Annotated in this window: 18 protein-coding genes; 16 read left to right on the forward strand and 2 right to left on the reverse strand. The window is 71.9% G+C overall.

The window, feature by feature from the left end; all coding sequences use genetic code 11:
* Positions 1-2: 2 nt before the first annotated feature.
* A complete protein-coding gene (locus ACFXG1_RS01665) occupies positions 3-1,271 on the reverse strand; it encodes a CaiB/BaiF CoA transferase family protein (RefSeq protein WP_384718098.1) in 1,269 nt (422 codons plus the stop codon).
* A 207-nt stretch (positions 1,272-1,478) separates the two neighbouring features.
* Here ACFXG1_RS01665 and ACFXG1_RS01670 point away from each other — a divergent pair, with 207 nt between their 5' ends.
* The 16 genes from ACFXG1_RS01670 to ACFXG1_RS01745 all read left to right on the forward strand — a co-directional run bounded on the left by ACFXG1_RS01670 (position 1,479) and on the right by ACFXG1_RS01745 (position 17,813).
* Positions 1,479-2,930, forward strand: a complete 1,452-nt coding sequence (locus ACFXG1_RS01670; protein ID WP_384718100.1) for a dihydroorotase family protein — start codon at positions 1,479-1,481, stop codon at positions 2,928-2,930.
* 129 nt (positions 2,931-3,059) lie between these two features.
* Positions 3,060-3,905 (forward strand): HpcH/HpaI aldolase/citrate lyase family protein, encoded by an 846-nt coding sequence (locus ACFXG1_RS01675; RefSeq protein ID WP_384740226.1) that lies wholly within the window; start codon positions 3,060-3,062, stop codon positions 3,903-3,905.
* A gap of 182 nt (positions 3,906-4,087) precedes the next feature.
* Positions 4,088-5,263, forward strand: a complete 1,176-nt coding sequence (locus ACFXG1_RS01680; RefSeq protein ID WP_384719354.1) for an FAD-dependent oxidoreductase — start codon at positions 4,088-4,090, stop codon at positions 5,261-5,263.
* Complete coding sequence (locus ACFXG1_RS01685; RefSeq protein WP_384719356.1) at positions 5,257-6,000, forward strand: hypothetical protein; 744 nt, start codon at positions 5,257-5,259, stop codon at positions 5,998-6,000. The genes ACFXG1_RS01680 and ACFXG1_RS01685 overlap by 7 nt, the downstream gene beginning before the upstream one ends.
* 14 nt (positions 6,001-6,014) lie before the next feature.
* Positions 6,015-7,502 (forward strand): aldehyde dehydrogenase family protein, encoded by a 1,488-nt coding sequence (locus ACFXG1_RS01690; RefSeq protein ID WP_384719358.1) that lies wholly within the window; start codon positions 6,015-6,017, stop codon positions 7,500-7,502.
* A 61-nt stretch (positions 7,503-7,563) separates the two neighbouring features.
* Positions 7,564-8,583, forward strand: a complete 1,020-nt coding sequence (locus ACFXG1_RS01695; protein WP_384719360.1) for an SDR family oxidoreductase — start codon at positions 7,564-7,566, stop codon at positions 8,581-8,583.
* Between the two features lie 94 nt (positions 8,584-8,677).
* Positions 8,678-9,640, forward strand: a complete 963-nt coding sequence (locus ACFXG1_RS01700) for an ABC transporter permease (protein ID WP_384720270.1) — start codon at positions 8,678-8,680, stop codon at positions 9,638-9,640.
* Positions 9,637-10,545 carry an ABC transporter permease gene (locus ACFXG1_RS01705; RefSeq protein ID WP_384720273.1) on the forward strand — a complete coding sequence of 303 codons (909 nt, stop codon included), beginning with the start codon at positions 9,637-9,639 and terminating at the stop codon, positions 10,543-10,545. The genes ACFXG1_RS01700 and ACFXG1_RS01705 overlap by 4 nt, the downstream gene beginning before the upstream one ends.
* The gene (locus ACFXG1_RS01710; RefSeq protein ID WP_384720276.1) at positions 10,545-11,579 is read left to right on the forward strand and encodes an ABC transporter ATP-binding protein; all 1,035 of its coding nucleotides are present in this window, start codon (positions 10,545-10,547) and stop codon (positions 11,577-11,579) included. Before ACFXG1_RS01705 ends, ACFXG1_RS01710 begins: the two co-directional genes overlap by 1 nt.
* Positions 11,576-12,505: an oligopeptide/dipeptide ABC transporter ATP-binding protein gene (locus tag ACFXG1_RS01715; protein WP_384740232.1), complete on the forward strand. Its 930-nt coding sequence runs from the start codon at positions 11,576-11,578 to the stop codon at positions 12,503-12,505. The genes ACFXG1_RS01710 and ACFXG1_RS01715 overlap by 4 nt, the downstream gene beginning before the upstream one ends.
* A 104-nt stretch (positions 12,506-12,609) precedes the next feature.
* A complete protein-coding gene (locus ACFXG1_RS01720; RefSeq protein ID WP_384718690.1) occupies positions 12,610-14,199 on the forward strand; it encodes an ABC transporter substrate-binding protein in 1,590 nt (529 codons plus the stop codon).
* Between the two features lie 112 nt (positions 14,200-14,311).
* Positions 14,312-15,412: a class I SAM-dependent methyltransferase gene (locus ACFXG1_RS01725; RefSeq protein WP_384718688.1), complete on the forward strand. Its 1,101-nt coding sequence runs from the start codon at positions 14,312-14,314 to the stop codon at positions 15,410-15,412.
* The gene (locus tag ACFXG1_RS01730; protein ID WP_384718686.1) at positions 15,409-15,741 is read left to right on the forward strand and encodes a hypothetical protein; all 333 of its coding nucleotides are present in this window, start codon (positions 15,409-15,411) and stop codon (positions 15,739-15,741) included. The genes ACFXG1_RS01725 and ACFXG1_RS01730 overlap by 4 nt, the downstream gene beginning before the upstream one ends.
* Positions 15,738-16,331 (forward strand): VOC family protein, encoded by a 594-nt coding sequence (locus ACFXG1_RS01735; RefSeq protein WP_384718684.1) that lies wholly within the window; start codon positions 15,738-15,740, stop codon positions 16,329-16,331. Before ACFXG1_RS01730 ends, ACFXG1_RS01735 begins: the two co-directional genes overlap by 4 nt.
* Positions 16,324-17,235 (forward strand): class I SAM-dependent methyltransferase, encoded by a 912-nt coding sequence (locus tag ACFXG1_RS01740; RefSeq protein ID WP_384718682.1) that lies wholly within the window; start codon positions 16,324-16,326, stop codon positions 17,233-17,235. Before ACFXG1_RS01735 ends, ACFXG1_RS01740 begins: the two co-directional genes overlap by 8 nt.
* A gap of 5 nt (positions 17,236-17,240) precedes the next feature.
* Positions 17,241-17,813, forward strand: a complete 573-nt coding sequence (locus tag ACFXG1_RS01745) for a MarR family winged helix-turn-helix transcriptional regulator (RefSeq protein WP_384718680.1) — start codon at positions 17,241-17,243, stop codon at positions 17,811-17,813.
* A 130-nt stretch (positions 17,814-17,943) separates the two neighbouring features.
* Here the strand turns inward: ACFXG1_RS01745 and ACFXG1_RS01750 are convergent, their stop codons facing one another.
* Entirely contained in the window at positions 17,944-19,389 is a 1,446-nt protein-coding gene (locus ACFXG1_RS01750; RefSeq protein WP_384740240.1) for a glyceraldehyde-3-phosphate dehydrogenase, read from the reverse strand.
* Between the last annotated feature and the right edge of the window lie 68 nt (positions 19,390-19,457).

Genomic DNA, 19,457 nt, shown 5'->3' on the forward strand with positions numbered 1-19,457 from the left:
CGTCAGATGACACCCTTCGCGTGGAGTCGGTCGAGGTCGTCGGGGCCGAGGCCGAGCCGTGCGCCGTAGACCTCGGTGTTGTGGGCGCCGAGCGCGGCCCCGGTGCTGCGGATCGAGCCGGGGGTCGCGGAGAGCCGGAAGAGGACGTTCTGCATCCGCAGGGGTCCGAGGTCGGGGTCGTCGACGGTGGTCACGGTGTCGAGCGCCCGGTACTGGGGGTCGGCGAAGACGTCGCGGATGTCGTAGACGAGGGCGACCGCGGCTTCGGCGGACTCGAAGGCGCTGATCACCTCGTCGGCGTCGCGGGCGGCGATCCAGTCGCCGACATGGGCGTCGAGGAGGTCGGCATGGGCGGCGCGCCCGGCGCCGCCGGAGAACCAGGGTTCGCGGACGACCTCCGGATGGCCGACGAGGGTCAGTACGCGTTCGGCGATGTTCTGGGCGCTGGTGGAGACGGCGACCCAGCGGCCGTCCCGGGTGCGGTAGGTGTTGCGCGGCGCGTTGTTGACGGAGCGGTTGCCGGTCCGCGGCTGGACCACCCCGAGCTGGTCCCAGATCATCGGCTGCGGTCCCAGCAGGGTGACCAGCGGTTCGATGATGGCCAGGTCGATGATCTGGCCCTGCCCTCCGCCGCCCGGGGAGTCCCGGTGGCGCAGTGCCATCAGTATGGCGTTGACGCAGGTCAGTGCGGCGATTCCATCGGCGAGCCCGAAGGGTGGCAGGGTCGGTGGGCCATCGGGTTCGCCGGTGGCGGCGGCGAACCCGCTCATGGATTCGGCGAGGGTGCCGAAGCCGGGCCTGCGGGCGTACGGGCCGAACTGGCCGAAGCCGGTGACCCGGGCGATCACCAGCCGGGGGTTGAGCCGGAGCAGCTCCTCGGGGTCGAGTCCCCAGCGCTCCAGGGTGCCGGGGCGGAAGTTCTCGATCAGGACGTCCGCGTCGGCGGCCAGAGCGCGCAGCAGTCCGGCGCCGTCCTCGGTACCGAGGTCGCAGGTGACGGCCTTCTTGTTCCGTCCGAGCATCTTCCACCACAGGCCGTGCCCGTCCTTGGCGGGGCCGTGGGTGCGTGAGGGGTCGCCCTTCGCGGGGTGTTCGACCTTGATCACCTCGGCGCCGAAGTCGCCCAGGACGGTGGCGGCGAGGGGTCCGGCGAAGAGGGTGGCGAGATCGAGGACGACGGTCCCGGCGAGCGGTCCCGGGGGTGCCGGAGCATGCCCGGGGTCGGGGTCCTGCGAGGAGTCGGGGTGGGGGTGCGGTACCGGTCGAGCCATCGGTCCTCCCGCGTTCGGAGCTGGGGCTGCGGTGCGTCCACGGGCCGGGACGTGTTCCGGATAAAGGAACGCCGTTACGAATTCTCGTCACGACCCTGGCGCTCGAATGTAGAACGGCGTTACGTTTTTTGGAACAGGCCAGGCGACAAAGGCCCTTCACCGTGAAGGAGGTGAGGGCCGGTCCGCTCCCCGACCGGCCCGATCCCTATGACTCGATACGATCTGCTCGTCAAGGGCGGAGTGCTCGTGGTGCCGTACCACGGTGAGATCCGTGCCGATCTCGCCGTCTCGGGCGGCCGGATCGCGGCCGTCGGCGACGATCTGCCGGCGTCCGACGCGGCCGAGGTACTGGACGCCGCGGGCCGTGCGGTCCTCCCGGGCGCCGTCGACGCCCACTACCATCTCGGCATCTACCGGGACCTCGGGCTCGACGCGGCCGAGGAGACCCGCTCGTCCCTGGTCGGCGGGGTCACCTCGGTGCTCTCGTACTTCCGGACCGGTCAGCACTATCTGAACCGGACCGGGCCGTACAAGGAGATCTTCCCCGAGGTGCTGGCCGAGGTCGCGGGCCGTTCCCACACCGACTACGGCTTCCATCTGGCGCCGATGACGGTCGATCAGATCGCGGAGATCCCGGCGCTGGTCACCGACCACGGCATCACATCGTTCAAGTACTACATGTTCTACAAGGGCTTCGATCTGGCCGCGAACAGCCGGGACGCCCGCGCGTTCACCATGGGCGACGAGTACGACCTGGGCCATCTGTACCTGATCCTCGAACAGCTGGCCCGCGTCCAGGAGGACCGCCCCGATCTGCGGCTCTCCCTCTCGCTCCACTGCGAGCAGGCGGAGTTGATGCGGGTCTTCATCGACCGGGTCCGGGCGGGCGGGGCGCCGCAGAATCTGCGGGCGTACTCCGAAGGCCGTCCCCCGCTGACCGAGCGGGTCGCCATCGGCGAGGCGGCCGAACTCGCCGCGCACACCGGGACCCGGGTCAATCTGCTCCATCTCTCCGGCTCCGACGCGCTGGAGTCGGCGCTCGGCGCGCGCCGCCGCCACGGCACCGATATGCGGTTCGAGGTCACGCTGCACCATCTCTGCCTCGACCACGAGAGCCTGGACGCCCGCGGCGGTCTCGGCGGCAAGGTCAATCCGCCGATCCGTACGGCACGGGACGCCGAACGGCTGTGGGAGGGCGTCCGCGACGGCTCCGTCGACTGGGTCGCCTCCGACCACGCCTGCTGTATGGAGGAGGAGAAGGGCGACGAACTGTGGCCCGCACGGCCCGGGTTCGGCGGCAGCGCCCTGCTCTACCCGGTACTGCTGGGCGAAGGGCATCACCGCCGGGGGATCCCGCTGACCAGGATCGCCGAGCTGGCGTCGGCGAACCCGGCGCGGGCGTACAACCTGTGGGGCCGCAAGGGCAGTCTCGCGGTCGGCTACGACGCGGACTTCACCGTCGTCGACCTCGATCTGGAGCGGGAGGTCCGTACGGAGCTGCTGCTGTCGGGCCAGGACCACTGCCCGTTCGAGGGGGTACGGGTCCGGGGCTGGCCGGTGGCGACGGTGGTCGGCGGGCGGATCGCCTACCGGCTGGGCGCGGACGGCGAGGCGGAGGTGACGGATGAGCCGGCGGGCCGCTTTCTCCGCCGCGACTAGGTCGTTTTCGGACCGGAGCGCCGTCCGCCCGAGCGGCGGGGCCCGCGGCATCCGGTGGACGCGACCACCGGGCGGACCGGCCGCTTCCGCCGGGCGGGACCGACCGGTCGACCGGGGCGGGGGCGGGTCGTGAGATCGGCGCTGTACGTCCCCGCCGACGCGCCCCGCAAGCTGGCGAAGGCCCTCGGGCTCGACACCGACGAGCTGATCGTCGACCTGGAGGACGCGGTCCCGCCCGATGCGCGGGCGGCGGCACGCGAGCGCCTGACAGACTGGCTGGTCCGCAACGCCCCCGGGGCCGTACCGAGGATCTGGGTACGGATCAATCCGGGGCGGGCCGGGCTCGCGGACGCCGCGGCCGTCGCGGTACCGGGTGTCGCGGGCGTCGTCGCGGCCAAGACCGAGTCGGCCGAAGGGCCGGCCGCGCTCGCGGCGCCGCTGCGGGCGGCCGAACGGCGGCACGGCACAGCCGCGGGCACCTTCGGGATCGTCGCGCTCGTGGAGTCGGCGCGCGGTGTGCTGGCGGCGCCGGAGATCGCCCGGGCGCCCCGGGTCGTCCGGCTCCAGCTGGGCGAGGCCGACCTCCGGGCCGAGCTGGGTGTGGAACCGGGTCCCGACGGCCTAGAACTGCTCCACGCCCGCTCCCGGATCGTGCTGGCGTCGGCGGCGGCGGGGATCCGTCCCCCTCCGGCGCCGGTGTGCACGGACGTCCGGGACACCGAGGGACTACGGCGGTCCACCCTCGCCTTCCGCCGTCTCGGGTTCCGCGGCCGCGCCTGTGTCCACCCGTCCCAACTACCGGTGGTGAACGTGGTGTTCACCGCCACCGATGCGGAGCTCTCGGGCGCCCGCGACCTCGTCGAACGGTATGAGCGGGCGCTGGCGGCGGGCGCCGCGGTCTGTCTCGGCGCCGACGGGCGGCTGATCGACCCGGCGGTGGTGCGGTCCGCGCGACGGCTGCTGACCGGCGACTGACCACCGGCCGCCGCCAGCCTAGGCCGGATGGGGCCGGACAACCCCCCTCCGACCTCGCCGAACACGTCTTCACGCCAGGAAAACCCCGCCCGATCCCCGATTTTCGGCCGAAGCCATTCGGCCAAAAGTATTGACGACCTGTCGGCAAAGTTGTTTTATCCCCAAACAACTGGGAGGCAATCATGCCGGATGTCCTTGTTGCCGGAGCGGGCCCCGTGGGCCTGACCACCGCCACTCTGCTCGCCGAACGGGGCCTCACGGTCGAGGTGTTCGAAGCCGCCGACGCCGTCGCCACCCAACCGCGGGCCTCCACCTTCCATCCGCCGACCCTCGATCTGCTCCACCGGATCGGACTGGCCGAACCGCTGATCGCCCAGGGCCTCAAGGCCCCCGTCTACCAGCACCGCGACCGTGAACGCGGCCGCGTCGCCGACTTCGACCACGCCCATCTGGCCCGGGACACCGGATTCCCCTTCCGGCTCCAGGCCGAACAGCACAAGCTCTGCCGTCTCCTCGTGGACCGGCTGGGCGACCGGGTCCGCTTCGGACACCGCGTCACCGGCGCCGACCAGGACGAACACGGGGTCACGGTCCGCGCCGAAGGACCCGGCGGAGCACTGACCCGCCGGGCCCGCTGGCTGATCGACGCCGGCGGCGCCGCCGGAGCCGTCCGCCGCGAACTCGGTATCGACTTCGAGGGCTTCACCTACGAGGACCGCTACCTCGTCCTGCTGACCGACTTCCCCTTCGAGGAGCACCTCGAAGACCTGGCGACCGTCGCCTATATCTCCGACCCCGAGGAGTACGTGGTGCTGCTGCGCGCCCCCGACGCCTGGCGGGTCCTCTTCCCGGTCCGGGAGGAGATCCACGACCCGGCAGTCTGGGAACGGATGCTCCAGGGCGTCGTCGCCCGTCCGGAGCCGTACACCGTCCTCCACCACCAGCTGTACTCCGTCCACCAGCGGGTGGCGCGGCGCTTCCGGGAGGGCCGGATCCTGCTCGTCGGGGACGCGGCCCATGTCAACAGCCCCATCGGCGGTATGGGGATGAACAACGGCATCCACGACGCCTTCGCCCTCGCCGGCACACTTCCCGCCGTCCACGGTTCCGGCACCCGGCCGGGCCCCGGTGACCCCCTCGACGGCTGGGCCGACCGGCGGCGCCGGGTCGCCCTCGACTACGTCCGTATCATCACCGACCGCAACGCCCGCGCCCTCGGCGAGAAGGACCCCGGACGACGGCTGGCGGCCCAGCGCGAACTGGCCGCCACCGCGGCCGACCCGGAGCGGGCCCGGGCCTGGCTGCTCGACTCCTCCATGCTCAACGCGGTCCGCAGCCAGGGACTGCTGCCGTGCTGAGGATCGGCGGCCGGCGGGCCGGGTTCGCGGTCCTGGTCCCCTCCACCAATACGGTCGTGGAGGCCGAGTACGCGGACCTGGCACCGCCCGGGGTCACCGTCCACACCGGCCGGATGTTCGTCCCCGCGCCCTCCGTGGCCAGCGACGACGACACCACCCGGCTGCTCGCCGACGTCCGCGGCAAGGTCCCCGACGCGCTGCGGTCGGTCCTCACCTGCCGTCCGGACCGGGTCCTGCTCGGGATGTCCGCCCCCACCTTCTACGGCGGCGTCGAGGGCGCCGAAGCGTACGAGGCCGAGATCGCCGCCCTGGCCGGGGTGCCCGCGGTGGCCGGGTCGACGGCCTGCGCCACCGCGCTGCGGGCCCTGGGCGCCCGCCGGATCGCGGTCCTCAGCCCCTACCGTCCCGTCAACGACACCGAGGTACGGCGCTACTTCGGCGAGGCCGGCTTCACCGTCACCGGCTACCGGTCCCTGCTGTGCACATCGGCGACCCAGATCGCCGAGGTGGGCGAGGAGGACATCGTCCCCGTCGTCGAGGAGCTGGCCGCGACCGAACCGGACGCCATCGTGCAGGTCGGCACCAATCTGTGGTTCGCCGGACTCGCCGCGGAGCTGGAGGAACGGCTCGACCTGCCCGTCGTCGCCATCAACACCGCCACCCTGTGGACGGCCCTGCGGGCGCACGGGATCACCGACCGGGCCGACGGCGCCGGCCGACTGCTGGCCCGACACTGAAGGGAACCTTCCGTATGCCGACCCCCGTAACTCCCGTCGAGGCGCCGCCCGCGCCGGATACCGGTTCCGGTGCGCCGGAACCGCCCGCCGGGCAGCGGACCGAGGTCGTCAGCCCGATCGACGGGCGGGCCATCGGCCGGGTGCCCCGGCTGGGCCCGGCCGACGTCGACACCGCCTACGACACCGCGCGCGCCGCTTTCGACGAGTGGCGCGGGCTCTCCGCCGAGCGGCGCGGGCGGCTGCTGCTGCGCACCGCCGACCTGCTGGACAGCCGGGTCGAGGAGTTCGCCGCCACCGAGACCCTGAACACCGGCAAGCTGCTGAAGGACACCCGGCGCGAGGCCGCCCGCGCCGCCGCCTGCTTCGCCTACTACGGGGGCCTCGCCGACAAGGTCACCGGGGACACCCTCGACGTACCGGGCCCGTTCCATACGTACACCCGGCGCGAGCCGTACGGGGTGGCCGTGGGGATCGTCCCGTGGAACGTGCCGTACGTCTTCGCCGCGAAGAAGATCGCCCCCGCCCTCGCCTTCGGCAATGTCAGCCTCCTCAAGCCCGCCGAGGAGACCCCGCTGACCGCGTTGATGCTCGCGGAGGTCCTCGCCGAGGCCGGGCTGCCGGACGGGGTGGCGCAGATCGTGACCGGCGGCGCGGACACCGGCCGGGCCCTGGTGGCGGACCCGCGCGCCGATCTGATCGTCTTCACCGGCGCCGACGCCACCGGCCGTTCGATCGCCGCCGAGGCGGGGTCCCGGCTCATCCCCTCCGCGATGGAGCTGGGCGGCAAGTCCCCGCAGATCGTCTTCGCCGACGCCGATCTCGACGCCGCGCTCGCCTCGGTCCTGCTGGGCGCGTTCAGCGCCACCGGACAGATGTGCATCGCGGGCTCCCGGCTGCTGATCCAGCGGGAGGTGTACGAGACGTTCACGGCCCGGCTGCGGGAGGCCGTCACCGGGCTGCGCGTCGGCGACCCGCGGGAGCGGTCGGTGCAGGTGGGGCCGCAGGTCACCCCGGGGCAGCGGGACAAGACGCTCCGGATGATCGAGACCGGCGTCGCGGAGGGCGCGGTCCGCGCGGCCGCCGCCCCGGTCCCGGCGGACGAGCGGCTCGCGGGCGGCTTCTACGTACCGCCGACCCTGTTCACCGGGGTCGACCCGGAGATGACGGTGATGCGGGAGGAGATCTTCGGCCCGGTGCTCGCGGCCATGCCGTTCGACACCGAGGAGGAGGCCGTCGAACTCGCGCACGCCACCGACTTCGGTCTCGCCGCCGGAGTGTGGACCACGGACCTGGGCCGCGCCCACCGGATGGCGGCCCGGCTGCGCGTGGGCACGGTCTGGCTCAACACCTACCGGATGCTCGCGGACAGCGTGCCGTTCGGCGGCGTGGGCCGGTCGGGGTACGGCCGCGAGGGCGGCCCCGACGCCGTCCACCTTTACACCTGGACCAAGTCCGTCTGGACCTCCACCGAGCCGGGTCCGCCGCCCGGATACGAACTCTGAACCGCGCGCCGTCCTCACCCGTCCGCCCGCCCCTCGGATCCGACCGACCCTGGAGTCACCCATGCTGATAGTCCTCGCGGGAGCCACCGGCCGTACCGGCCGCCGGCTGATCCCGCTGCTGACCGCCGCGGGACACGCCACCCGGGCCCTCACCCGCTCGGACGGGCCGGTGCCCGGCGCCGAGGCCCACCGCCTGGATCTGGCTACGGCGAGCGCCGACGAACTGGACCGGGCCGTCGACGGGGCCGACGCCGTGATCTGGCTCGCCGGTCCCGGCGGCGGTTCGGTGGAGAGCGCCGAGCGACTGGACAACGTCGCCTGCTGTGCGCTGATCGACGCCTGCGTCCGCCAGGACGTACGGAGATTCGTCCTCGTCACGTCGAAGGGCACCGCGGCGCCCGAGCGGGCGCCCGACTTCCTCCGCCCCTATCTGGAGATCAAGGCCAAGGCCGAGGCGCATCTGGCGGGCAGCGGACTCACCTGGAGCGTGCTGCGGCCCGGCGGCCTCACCGACGACGAGCCGACCGGCGGGGTCGTTCTGGGCGACGGCCTCGGACGGGGCAGGGTGACCCGCGCCGATGTGGCCGCCGTCGTCGCCGAACTCGTCGGCCGGCACGACCAGTCGGGCCGGGCCTCGGAGGTCCTGGGCGGCGAACTCGACCCGGCGGCGGCCTTCGACGCGATCACCCCGGCGGTGAACATCGTCGACTTCCTCTTCGATCTGCGCCGGCTGGGCCGGGTCCATCTCGCGGTCTTCGGCGGCAGTACCGGCGAGGCGATGGCCGAGGCGAAGGTCCACTTCACCGACTGGCAGGTCAGCGCCGGTTACGTCAACTACTTCGAAGGGCCCGAGCTGCACTTCTCCCGGCGCACCCGGTGGCGGCTGGAGTTCGGCGAGGGCCCCGGACGGCACTCCGGCAAGGACGAGTACTGGGTGATGGTCCGCAACGAACGCGGGGAGGGCGTCTTCCGGTTCGGACTGCTGCGGCCGGAGGGCTCGGCGGACCACGATCCGGAGCTGATCGCCGCGTACCGGGTCTTCCGCGATCACTACACCGGCAAGCAGAAGGCCGTCGCGTAGGTCGTGTCCGCAGAGTCCCGTCCGGCCCGGCGCCATCCCCGGACCACCCCGTCCGGGCCGGACGGCCCACCCCGAACAACGTAAGGAGGTTCCGTTGACAGGCCACATCCTCCGCAGAGCGGCCGCCATGGCCGTGGTCCTCCTCATCGTCCTGACCCTCGTCTTCTTCCTGATGCGGATGGCACCCGGCAGCCCCGCCTATCTGATCGTCGGGGCCGACGCGACCGAGGCCGAGATCGCCCAGGTGGAGCGGGAACTGGGCCTCGACCAACCCCTGCTGGTGCAGTACGGCACCGAACTGGGCCGGATCCTCACCGGCGATCTCGGCGACTCCATCTTCACCGGCGACCCGGTCGTCCACGAGCTGATGCTCCGGCTGCCGGTCACCCTCGAACTCACCGCGGTCTCCCTCGCCTTCTGGATCCCCCTGGCCCTGCTCGCGGGCCGGTTCGCCGCCGCCCACCGCGACACCGCCGCGGACGCGGCCGTACGCGTGGCCGGGAATCTGTCGATCGCCGTCCCCAGCTTCTGGCTCGGCGCCCTGCTGATCCTGCTCTTCGGGCTCTATCTGCCCGGGGTCCTGCCGTCCAGCGGCTGGGTGGGCTTCGGCACGGACCCGCTCGGCCATCTGCGAGCCCTGGTCCTGCCGGCGTTCGTCCTGGGCCTCGGCACCTTCGGGGTCACCGCGAGCACCCTGCGGGTGTCGATGCTGGAATCCGTCCGGACCGACTACGTCCGCTTCGGCCACGCCATGGGCCTGTCGGAGCGGCGCATCAACCACTCCCTCGCCTTCCGCAACTCCCTGCTGCCCACCACCGCGGTCGTCGGACAGCTCGTGGGGGTGATGCTCAGCGGCTCCGTCCTGATCGAGAACCTGTTCAACCTGCCCGGTATGGGACGGCTGCTGGTCGACGGCATCCGCCGCCAGGACTATCCCCTGGCGGTCGGCGCCACGCTCGCCCTCGCCGTCTTCTTCCTGCTCGCCAATCTGATCGTCGACATCCTCTACGCGGCGCTCAATCCTCGCGTCCGGCAGAAATTCGCAGGTGCCCGATGACCACCCTCACCCAGCCCCGGATCCGCGGCCGCTCCCGGCCCCGCCGGCGCGTCACCGTCAAGGGCCGTCACGTCAAACGGCTCACCCTTCTCGGTGTCGTCCTCGTCACCGGGTATCTGCTCTTCGCCGCCGTCGGCCCGCTGTTCACCCCCGATCCGCTGGCCAGGACCGGGGCGCCGCTCGAAGGCCCGTCCGCCGCGCACTGGTTCGGCACCGACCATCTGGGCCGTGATCTGCTGGCCAGGGTCGCGGCCGGGGCCCGGGTCTCGGTCCTGGTCGCCGTCCTCAGCGTCGGTATCGGACTGGTCTTCGCCCTGCCGCTGGGGATCGCGGCGGGCTACTTCGCCGGGCGCTGGCCCGACGAGCTGATCATGCGGGTGTTCGAGGCGATCCAGACCGTGCCGCTGTTCGTCTTCGCGATGGTCGTCCTCGGTATCACCGGGGTCACCTCCTTCCATCTCGGGCCGGTCGAGATCGGCGCCGCCGGGAAGATCGTGCTGCTGATCGCGATCGCCGCCACCCCCTACTTCGCCCGGGTCGCCCGCGCCGCGACCCTCGCCGAGGTCCAGGAGGACTACATCGCGGCCCTCCGGCTGATCGGGGTCTCCCGCCGCCGGATCATCGGCAACGAACTGCTGGTGAACGTGTTGCCGCCGGTCGTCGTCCAGAGCTGTCTGTGGATGGCGGTCGCGGTCTTCGCCGAAGGCGCGCTCGGCTTCCTCGGGGTCGGGGTCCAGCCACCGACCCCCACCCTCGGCGGGGTCATCGCCGACGCCACCCGCTACATGATGGCCGGCGCCTGGTGGTACTGCGTCATGCCCGGTCTCGTCCTGCTGATCGCCACCGTCGGCTTCGGCCTGCTCGGCGACGGCGCCAACGATCTGCTCGACCGAGGGGAGCGGTGATGAAGAGGAGCACGGGCCGGGCCGGGTCCTTCGACGGCGATACGGCCGTACGGACCGCGGACGGCGCCGCCCCCGCCGCGCGCCCCGCGCCGCTGCTGGAGGTCGGCGGTCTGAGCGTCGTCTTCGACACCGCGCGCGGCCGGGTGCCCGCCGTCCGGGACGTCTCCTTCACTCTGGCCCCCGGCGAGATCTTCGGTCTCGTCGGCGAGTCCGGCAGCGGCAAGAGCACCGTCCTGTCGGCGATCATGCGGCTGCTGCCGTCGATCGCCGTCACCGAGGCCGACGCCCTGCGCTTCCGCGGCACCGATCTGCTGGGCCTCGACACCCGGCGGCTTCGGGCGGTGCGCGGCACCGGTATCGGACTCGTACCGCAACGCCCGATGACCTCCCTCAGCCCGGTCACGCCGCTGCGCAAACAGCTCCGCTGGTTCCTCGGCGACCGCGGGCCCGACGAGATCACCGAACTCCTCGACCAGGTCGGGCTGCGGGCCGTCGCCGAACGTCTCGACGGCTATCCGTTCGAGTTCTCCGGCGGACAGCTCCAACGGCTGCTGATCATGCTGGCCGCGCTGGCGCGGCGGCCCGCCCTGCTGCTCGCCGACGAGCCGACCACCACCCTCGACGCCACCGTGCAGGCCCAGGTGCTGCGGCTGCTGCTCGATCTGCGCGACCGGCTCGGCGTCGGGATCGTCTTCGTCAGCCACGACCTCGGGGTGATCGCGCAGGTCTGCGACCGGGCCGGGGTGATGTACGCGGGACGGCTGGTGGAGAGCGCCCCGGTCACCGAACTGTTCGACCGGCCCCGCCACCCCTATACCCAGGCGCTGCTGGGCGCCCTGCCCAGCCGCTACACCCGGGGGCAGCGGATCAAGGTCGTCGAGGGCTCCGCCGCCGGGGCCAACCGGCTGCCCGGCTGTGCCTTCGCGCCCCGCTGCCCGCGCGCCGACGCCGTCTGCCGCGAGCTGCTCCCCGAGCCCCGTACCGTCGCCGGCTCCCTGGTCCGCTGTCACCACGCCGAGGAGGTCGCGGGATGACCGCCGCCGTCGAGGCCACCGGCCTCACCAAGCATTTCACCCTCAAGGGGCGCGGCGGGTCGCGCCGGGGCGTCCGTACCGTCCACGCCGTCGACGACGTCGCCTTCGCGGTCGGCGGCGGGCGCACCCTGGCCGTCATCGGCGAGTCCGGCTGCGGGAAGTCGACGGTCGCCCGGCTGCTGCTGGGACTGACCCGGCCCACCTCGGGCACGATCACCGTCACCGGGGAGCGGCGGATCCAGCTCGTCGCCCAGAACCCGTGGTCGGCGCTGAACCGGCGCAAGACCATCGGACACGCCCTCGACCAGCCGCTGCGGATCCACCGCCGGGACCTGGACGCCGCCGGGCGGGCCGCCCGGGTCCGGGAGCTGCTGGAACTGACGTCGCTGCCGGCCGAGTTCCTGCCCCGCTATCCCGCCGACGTCTCCGGCGGCGAACTCCAGCGCGTCACCATCGCCAGGGCGCTCGCCGCCGAACCCCGGGTCCTCGTCCTGGACGAGCCGACGGCCAGTCTCGACGTCAGCGTCAAGGCCGGTCTGGTGAATCTGCTGGGCGATCTCCGGGACGAGCTGGGGCTGACGTATCTGCTGATCACCCATGAGATCGACGTCGCCAGACTGCTCGCAGACGAGGTGCTGGTGATGTATCTGGGGCATGTCGTGGAGTCCGGCGACGCCGACGCCGTCTTCGACCGGCCCGCCCATCCCTACACCCGGTCGCTGCTCGCCAGCGTGCCCGTCCCCGATCCGCGCCGCCGGCGGGAGCTGCTGCCGCTCAGCGGCGATGTGCCGTCGGCGGTCGACCCGCCGAGCGGCTGCCGCTTCCGCACCCGCTGTCCGCACGCCGTCGAGGAGTGCGCCCTGAGCCGTCCGGCGGCCCGGGACGTGACGCCCGGCCACACCGCCGCCTGTCTTCTGCCCTTCTGAAGCCCCTCCCCTATCCCTCCGACACCACCAGCACCGGTACCAGCACCGGCAAGCCCCGTGAACCGCCCCGCTGACGGCCGCCGAAACCGAGCAAGGAGCCCGTCATGACACCGTCCACCCCCCGGAGATCCATCGCCTCCTCCCGCACCGCCCTCCGCCGTCCGTCCCGCCGCGATCTGCTGCGGATGACCTCGGCCGCCGCCGCCGGGGCCGCGGTCGCCGCCTGTACGGACCCCGACGCCGGCGGGGCCGGCTCCGGCTCCGGCACCCTGTCCGTGGGGCTCTTCGAGATCCCGGTCGGCTACGCTCCGCTGTACTCGAACTCGCAGAACGTCCGCTGGGTCACCGAATCCGCCACCGACGCCCTGTACACCCACGACAGCGCCGGGAAGCTGGTGCCGCAGCTCGCCGCGGCGCTCCCGCAGGCCGGCCCCGGCGGGGTCGCGTGGACCGTCCGGCTGCGGCCGGGCGTGCGTTTCCACAACGGTGACGAGCTGACCGCCGACCATGTCGCGGCCGGACTGAACTTCATCCCCGGCAGCCGGGGCAAGAGCCAGTTCCTGTCCCTGCTGTCGCCCTGGTTCTCCCGCGCCGTCGCGGTCGATCCCACGACGGTACGGATCGAGCTGCGCATGCCGTACGGGATCCTCCCCGACCAGCTCGCCCGGATCCCGGTCAGCCACCGGGACTTCATGGCCGAAAAGGCCGAACTGATGGGCACCGGACCGTTCCGGATCGACAAGGTCGTCACCGGGCAGTCCATGCGGCTGGTCCGTTTCGACGGCTACTGGGGGCCGAAGCCCGCCCTCCGGGCGATCGAGATGACCTCGGTCCCCGACCCGTCGACCCGGCTGGTCAATCTGCGCGAGGGCCGGATCCATATCGCCACCGGGGTCCAGCCCGTCGATGTCGAGGGCGTCCGCCGCGACGACTCCCTCCGGCTGCACGCGGTCCAGGGCACCGGCGGGGTGCGGGCCATGATGAATATGACCCGGCGCCCCTTCGACCGGGCCGACTTCCGGCGCGCCCTGGCCCACGCCATGGACCGCGAGGGCGTACGGGAGGCGGTCTTCCACAGCCGGGGCCGGATCGCGCAGGGGCCGCTGGGACCGGGAGTCACCGGGTACGAACCGGACTACCGGCCCTATCCGGCCCGGCCCGACCTCGAACGCGCCCGGGAGCTGCTCGCCCGCTCCGGCGTATCGGGCGGCACCGACTTCCGGATCATGGTGTCGACCAGCGGCGCGGCCCGGGACATCGCCCAGGTCCTGGCGGAGAACTGGGGCCGGATCGGGCTGAAGGTGGGCCTCGACGTCGCCGACCCGGCCAACTGGAACCGCCGCTGGCTGGTCCGGGACTACGACATGTCCCTCACCGTCCAGGAGTACGGCCTGGTCGGCGGGGTCATGCCGCTCTCCCAGTTCACCGTCTACCGGTCCGCGTCCCGGCAGAACCCCGGCTATCGCGACCCCGGCTACGACCGGGAGTTCGTCCGGCTCTTCGGCGCCGCGACCCCCGCCGAACGGGACGCGATCGCCGCCCGGCTCAACCGCGCCCTGGCCGAGGACGCCGTCGAGCTGCCGCCCGTCTATCCCGAGCTGCTGATCGCCACCCGCTCCGAGGTCTCCGGGATCGACGAGCGGGCCCTGACCCTCGGCCGCCTCAATCTGCGGGGCGTCCGGATCGGCGGCTGACCCGTACCTCCCGTACCGCCGGCCGGCCGGTGCCGCCACCGCCCCTGCCGGCCGCCGCGCCCCCGCCCGTACATCCGTATCCCCGTCCGCACCCTCCCGCGAAAGGATCCCCATGCTGGGACTGAACGACGAGCCCGTCACGGGCACCGAACGGGCCTATCTCGACTTCTATCTCGGGCTCCGCATCGGCTGGGCCAAACTCCACCACCCGCTGCTCGACCTCTTCGACGCCCGCACCGCCGACTGGACCGCCGCCCACGGCCGCGAGCCCGTGGAGACCTCCGAGATCGGCGACGTCATCGAGGACTCCGCGCTCTTCCGCTGCTTCATGTACCTCCAGCGCCACACCCAGCTGCTGATGAAGTACGGGCCGTACGGCACCCATGCCTATATCGAGGCGCGCCGGGACGAGCTGACGGCGCGGATGGCCGAGGCGGAGGGGCCCGATCTCGACCCGGCGCTGCCGATGCCCGCGTACTACGCCGATACCGACTACCACCTGGAGAAGGGCGGTTACTGGCAGGACGACCTCGACGGTCCGGTCTACGACTTCGGTACCCGGATCCACTTCGCGGGACTGGAGAACGTCGGCTCCATCCACCGGGCCAAGACGGAGGCCCTGCCGCGCGGCGACTACCGGCGGGTGGTCGATCTGGGCTGCGGGACCGGCGACGGTACGTTCGGGCTCGCCGAGACCTTCCCCGGGGCCGAGGTGATCGGGGTCGACCTGGCCGCGCCCTTCCTGAAGTGGGCCGATCTCAAGGCCCGGGACCGGGGGCTGCCGATCAGCTTCGTCCAGAAGGACGCGGCCGACACCGGGATCGAGGGCGGCTCCTGCCAGCTCGTCACCTCGACCATGATCTTCCACGAGATGCCCGCCGAGCAGATCGCGGCGATCGTCCGCGAGAGCTACCGGCTGCTGGAGCCGGGCGGTGCCTTCGCCGTCTACACCGCGGGCGAACTGCCCACCACCTACGGCCTGTTCATGATGGATTGGCACGCCCACATCAACAATGAGCCGTTTATGTCCGACTTCTTCAGGGCCGATCTGGAGAAGCCCCTCGTCGACGCGGGCTATACGGAGGTCACCACGACCGTCGTGGACGCGTTCCGGCACGGGGACAAGAAGGCGTACGGCTCCGCCGCTCCCCCGGACCCCCGCCGGGCCCGGGCCGGCGGCTGGCGCCTGGTCACGGGAAGGAAGCCGATATGAAGAACCCCGCACGCGTCCGGGACGGCCAGATGGTCTTCTTCGAGGACCCCGCCGTCGACAGACTCCTCGGCACGATCCTGGCCCTGGCGGGCGAGATCTACGTCCAGCGGGACCGGATCCGGGTCCTGGAGCGGCTGCTGACGGAGAACGGCACACTCCCGGCCGGGGCCGCGGAGTCGTATGTGATCCCCGACGAGGCGGCGGCCGAGTGGCGGACGGAACGGGACGCGTTCTTCGACCGCGTCCTCACCCCGCTGGCCGCCGACTGGTTCGGCCCGGAGGCCACGCTCAAGGCGGCGGCCGCCCAGGCGCGGGCGGCACGGACATGACCGGGGCCGGGGTCGGGACCGGAGCCGGGGTCGCCACGGACCCCCCGCCCGGCGATACGACGACGCCCGCCTGGCTGACCCGCGAACCGGTACAGGGCGATCCGCCGGTGCTCTGGCGCACCAGCATGATCACCATTCGCTCCACCGACCAGCCGCGCGCGGTCCGCTGGTACCGCAATGTGCTCGGCTTCAAGCTGGAGTTCGACATCCCCATCCGGGTACCGAACCGGCCCTTCCGGATGGCCGTCCTGGTCGGTCCCGACAACCGCCGGGTGGAGATCACCGGCCGGGGCGTGCCCAAGGACCGGCCCGCCGACGTCTGGGACACCCCGGTCTCCGTCACCTACCAGGTCGACGACCTCGACGCGGTCCGGGCCCATCTGCGCGCCATGGACGTCCCCTACTTCACCCCCGAGTTCAACGGGCAGTACGGGAAGCTCCTCACCCTCCTCGACCCCGACCACAACATCATCAAGATCCAGGCGCCCAACGAGCGGTGCGTGACGGAGCAGAACCTCACCGACCCCGACACCCCCCGCTACCCGGACGATCCGACGTACGTCCCCGACCCGGAGGCGAGCGATGGCTGACCTCGTGAACCCGCCCGGCACGCCGCAGGCGCCCACCAGGAGCCGGCCGCCGCTGCCGGAGGGCTGGCGCCCCACCCTGCTGTCGCTGCGGCTGGCCAGGAAGCATCCGAAGATCTCCCGGGCGCTGATCCGCTGGGAGATGTACCGGGCGCCGAAGGCCACCGGGCCCGGCGACCTCTCCGATCTGCTCGCCCCCGGGCAGCGGCGGCCCGCGGACTTCCCCGCGTACTACATCGCCAATCCCGTGCACCATATGAAGGGGCTGCACTGGATGCACCCCTCCATGGGCTACCGGCTGGAGCGCATGGCCGAGGACTTCCCCCTCGGCAAGCGGGAGCAGATCCGGTGGTGGGTGGAGAGCCAGGTTCTCGACCGCGGGGTACGGCCCCGGCGGATCCTCGAAGTGGGCGCGGGGACCGGGGCGACGGCCTTCGTCTACGCGCAGGTCTTCCCCGACGCGGAGGTGATCGGGGTCGATCTGTCGCCGTCGGTACTGCGGTGGGCCAGGCGCCGCGCCGATGAACTGGGCATCCGGAACGTCAGCTTCTATCACATGGACGCGGGGGATCTGTCGGCCTTCGACGACGGCTCCTTCGACGTGGTCCACGAGTCCCATCTGCTGCACGAGATGCCCGGCTACCAGATCCGGCGGACGGTCTCGGAGATGGTCCGGGTCTGCGCCCCCGGCGGCTTCCTCGGCTTCTTCGACTGGGCGATCCCGGAGAACGAGCGCGACTGGCGGCAGCGCGAGGGCATGGTCCGCAACAATGTCGAACCGTTCATGCTGGACTACTCCAGGACCGACCATCCGCGGCTGCTGACCGAGCTGGACTGCGAGGACGTCGTCCTGGTGGAACGGCACAGCCAGTCCGCCAGTTGGCGGGCGAGGAAAAAGGTAGCCTGAGTCGGGTGGACGACCGCACCGGAGCGTTTCTCGGCTCGGAGAACCATCTCAGCGGGCTGCTGACGCTGACCTCCCGACTCATCCAGGACCGCCTCTCCACGGCGCTGCGGCCGCTCGGCGTCACCTACGCCCAGGCCGCCGCGCTGGTGCGGCTCTGGCGCACCCCCGACGGCCGGATGCTCCAGCACGACTTCGTGACATCGCTGGCGCTGGCCCGGCCGTCGGGAACGCTGCTCATCGGCGATCTGGAGCGGGCGGGCCTGGTCAGCCGCTATCCGGATCCCACCGACGGCCGGCGGCAGGTGATCACCCTCACCGACGCGGGCCGGGATCTGGAGGGCGAGGTGTTCGCGGTGATCTCCGGCCTCCAGCGGGAGATCGAGCGGATCGTGGACGGGGAGGACCTGGCCCGGACGATGCGGGTCCTGACCGCGGTGCTGTCGTGGCTGGAGCCTGCGGCGACGGCGGCACTGCCCGCCCGGGACCGGCCGCCCCGGCGGGCCGGTCGGGCCGTCCCGGCGCCGGGCCCGGCACGACGCCCGGCACCGAGACCGACAGCCCGCCCGGCACAGCACTGACCCGCCGCCGCGGTCGCGGCGGCGGGACGGGCCCGTACGACGATGGGGCCGTCCCCGGCGCGCTCGCGCTCGGGGACGGCCCCACCGTCATGATCTTCCGGCCGCGGTACGGGGCGGCCGGGCGGACCGGTCAGGCCACCGGTGCGGGGAAGGTCGGGTACTCGACCCCGGAGACGTACTGGACGACCCGGATGACCTGGCAGGAGTAGCCGAACTCGTTGTCGTACCAGAGGTAGAGGATCGCGTCGTCGCCCTCGACCTTGGTGGCGCCCGCGTCGATGATCGAGGCGTGGCGCGAGCCGATGAAGTCGCTGGAGACCGCGTCGGGCGCGGTGGTGAAGTCGATCTGGCGCTTCAGCGGCGAGGTGAGGGAGACCTCGCGGAGGTAGTCGAGGACCTCCTCGCGGGTGGTCTCGCGCTCCAGCCGCAGGCTGAGGATGGCGATCGAGACGTTCGGCACCGGGACGCGGATGGAGCTGCCGGTGATCCGGGCCTTCAGATCGGGCAGCGCCTTGGCGACGGCGGAGGCCGCGCCGGTCTCGGTGATCACCATATTGAGCGGCGCGGAGCGGCCCCGCCGGTCGGACTTGTGGTAGTTGTCCAGGAGGTTCTGGTCGTTGGTGAAGGAGTGGACCGTCTCGACATGGCCGCGGAGCACCCCGTACTCGTCGGCCATCGCCTTCAGCGGCGGGACGATCGCGTTGGTGGTGCAGGAGGCGCAGGACAGGATCCGCTCGTCCGGCTTGATCATGTCGTGGTTGACGCCGTGGACGACATTGGGCACATCGCCCTTGGCCGGGGCGGTGAGGACGACCTTGGCGATCCCGGGGCGCAGATGCTTCGACAGGCCCTCGCGGTCCCGCCACCGCCCAGTGTTGTCGATCAGGATGGCGTCCTTGATCCCGTACTCCGTGTAATCGACCTCGGCCGGGTCGTCGGAGTAGATCACCTTGATCTCGTTGCCGTTGGCGACGATGGTCTCGTTCGCCTCGTCGACGGTGATCGTGCCCTGGAACTGGCCGTGGATGGAGTCACGGCGCAGCAGGGAGGCGCGCTTGACGAGGTCCTGGCCCGCGTTGCGGCGGACGACGACGGCGCGCAGCCGCAGCCCGTTGCCGGAGCCGGCCTTCTCGATCAGGAGCCGGGCGACGAGCCGGCCGATGCGGCCGAAGCCGTAGAGGACGACATCGCGCGGCTCACGGCGGTCGATCTTGTTCGCCCCGGTGGCGCCGGCGACGGCGTCGGCGGTGAACTCGGCCACCGAGAGACCGCGGTCGTCGGTCTTGTAGGTGGCGGCGAGCATGCCCAGGTCGATCTGGGAGGGGCCGAGGTCGAGCGTCGTGAGGGCCTGGAGGAACGGCATGGTCTCGGTGACCGAGAGCTCGTCGCCCGCGATCTGACGGGCGAACCTGTGGGTCTTGAGGATGCTGACGACCGACTTGTTCACCAGGGAGCGGCTGTGCAGCAGGACGGTGACGTCCCGCTCGCGCTGCAGCTTCCCGATGATCGGGATCATCGACTCGGCGATCTCCTCACGGTTCTTCCAGTTGGTGAACGAATCCTCGGTGACAGTCACAGTCGAATCTCTTTCGAGCTAGGTGGCGCTCATATGCTAACCACCTGATCCGGCCATGATTCAAGGGG

Source organism: Streptomyces sp. NPDC059248 (genome assembly GCF_042753905.1).
Lineage (GTDB): Bacteria > Actinomycetota > Actinomycetes > Streptomycetales > Streptomycetaceae > Streptomyces.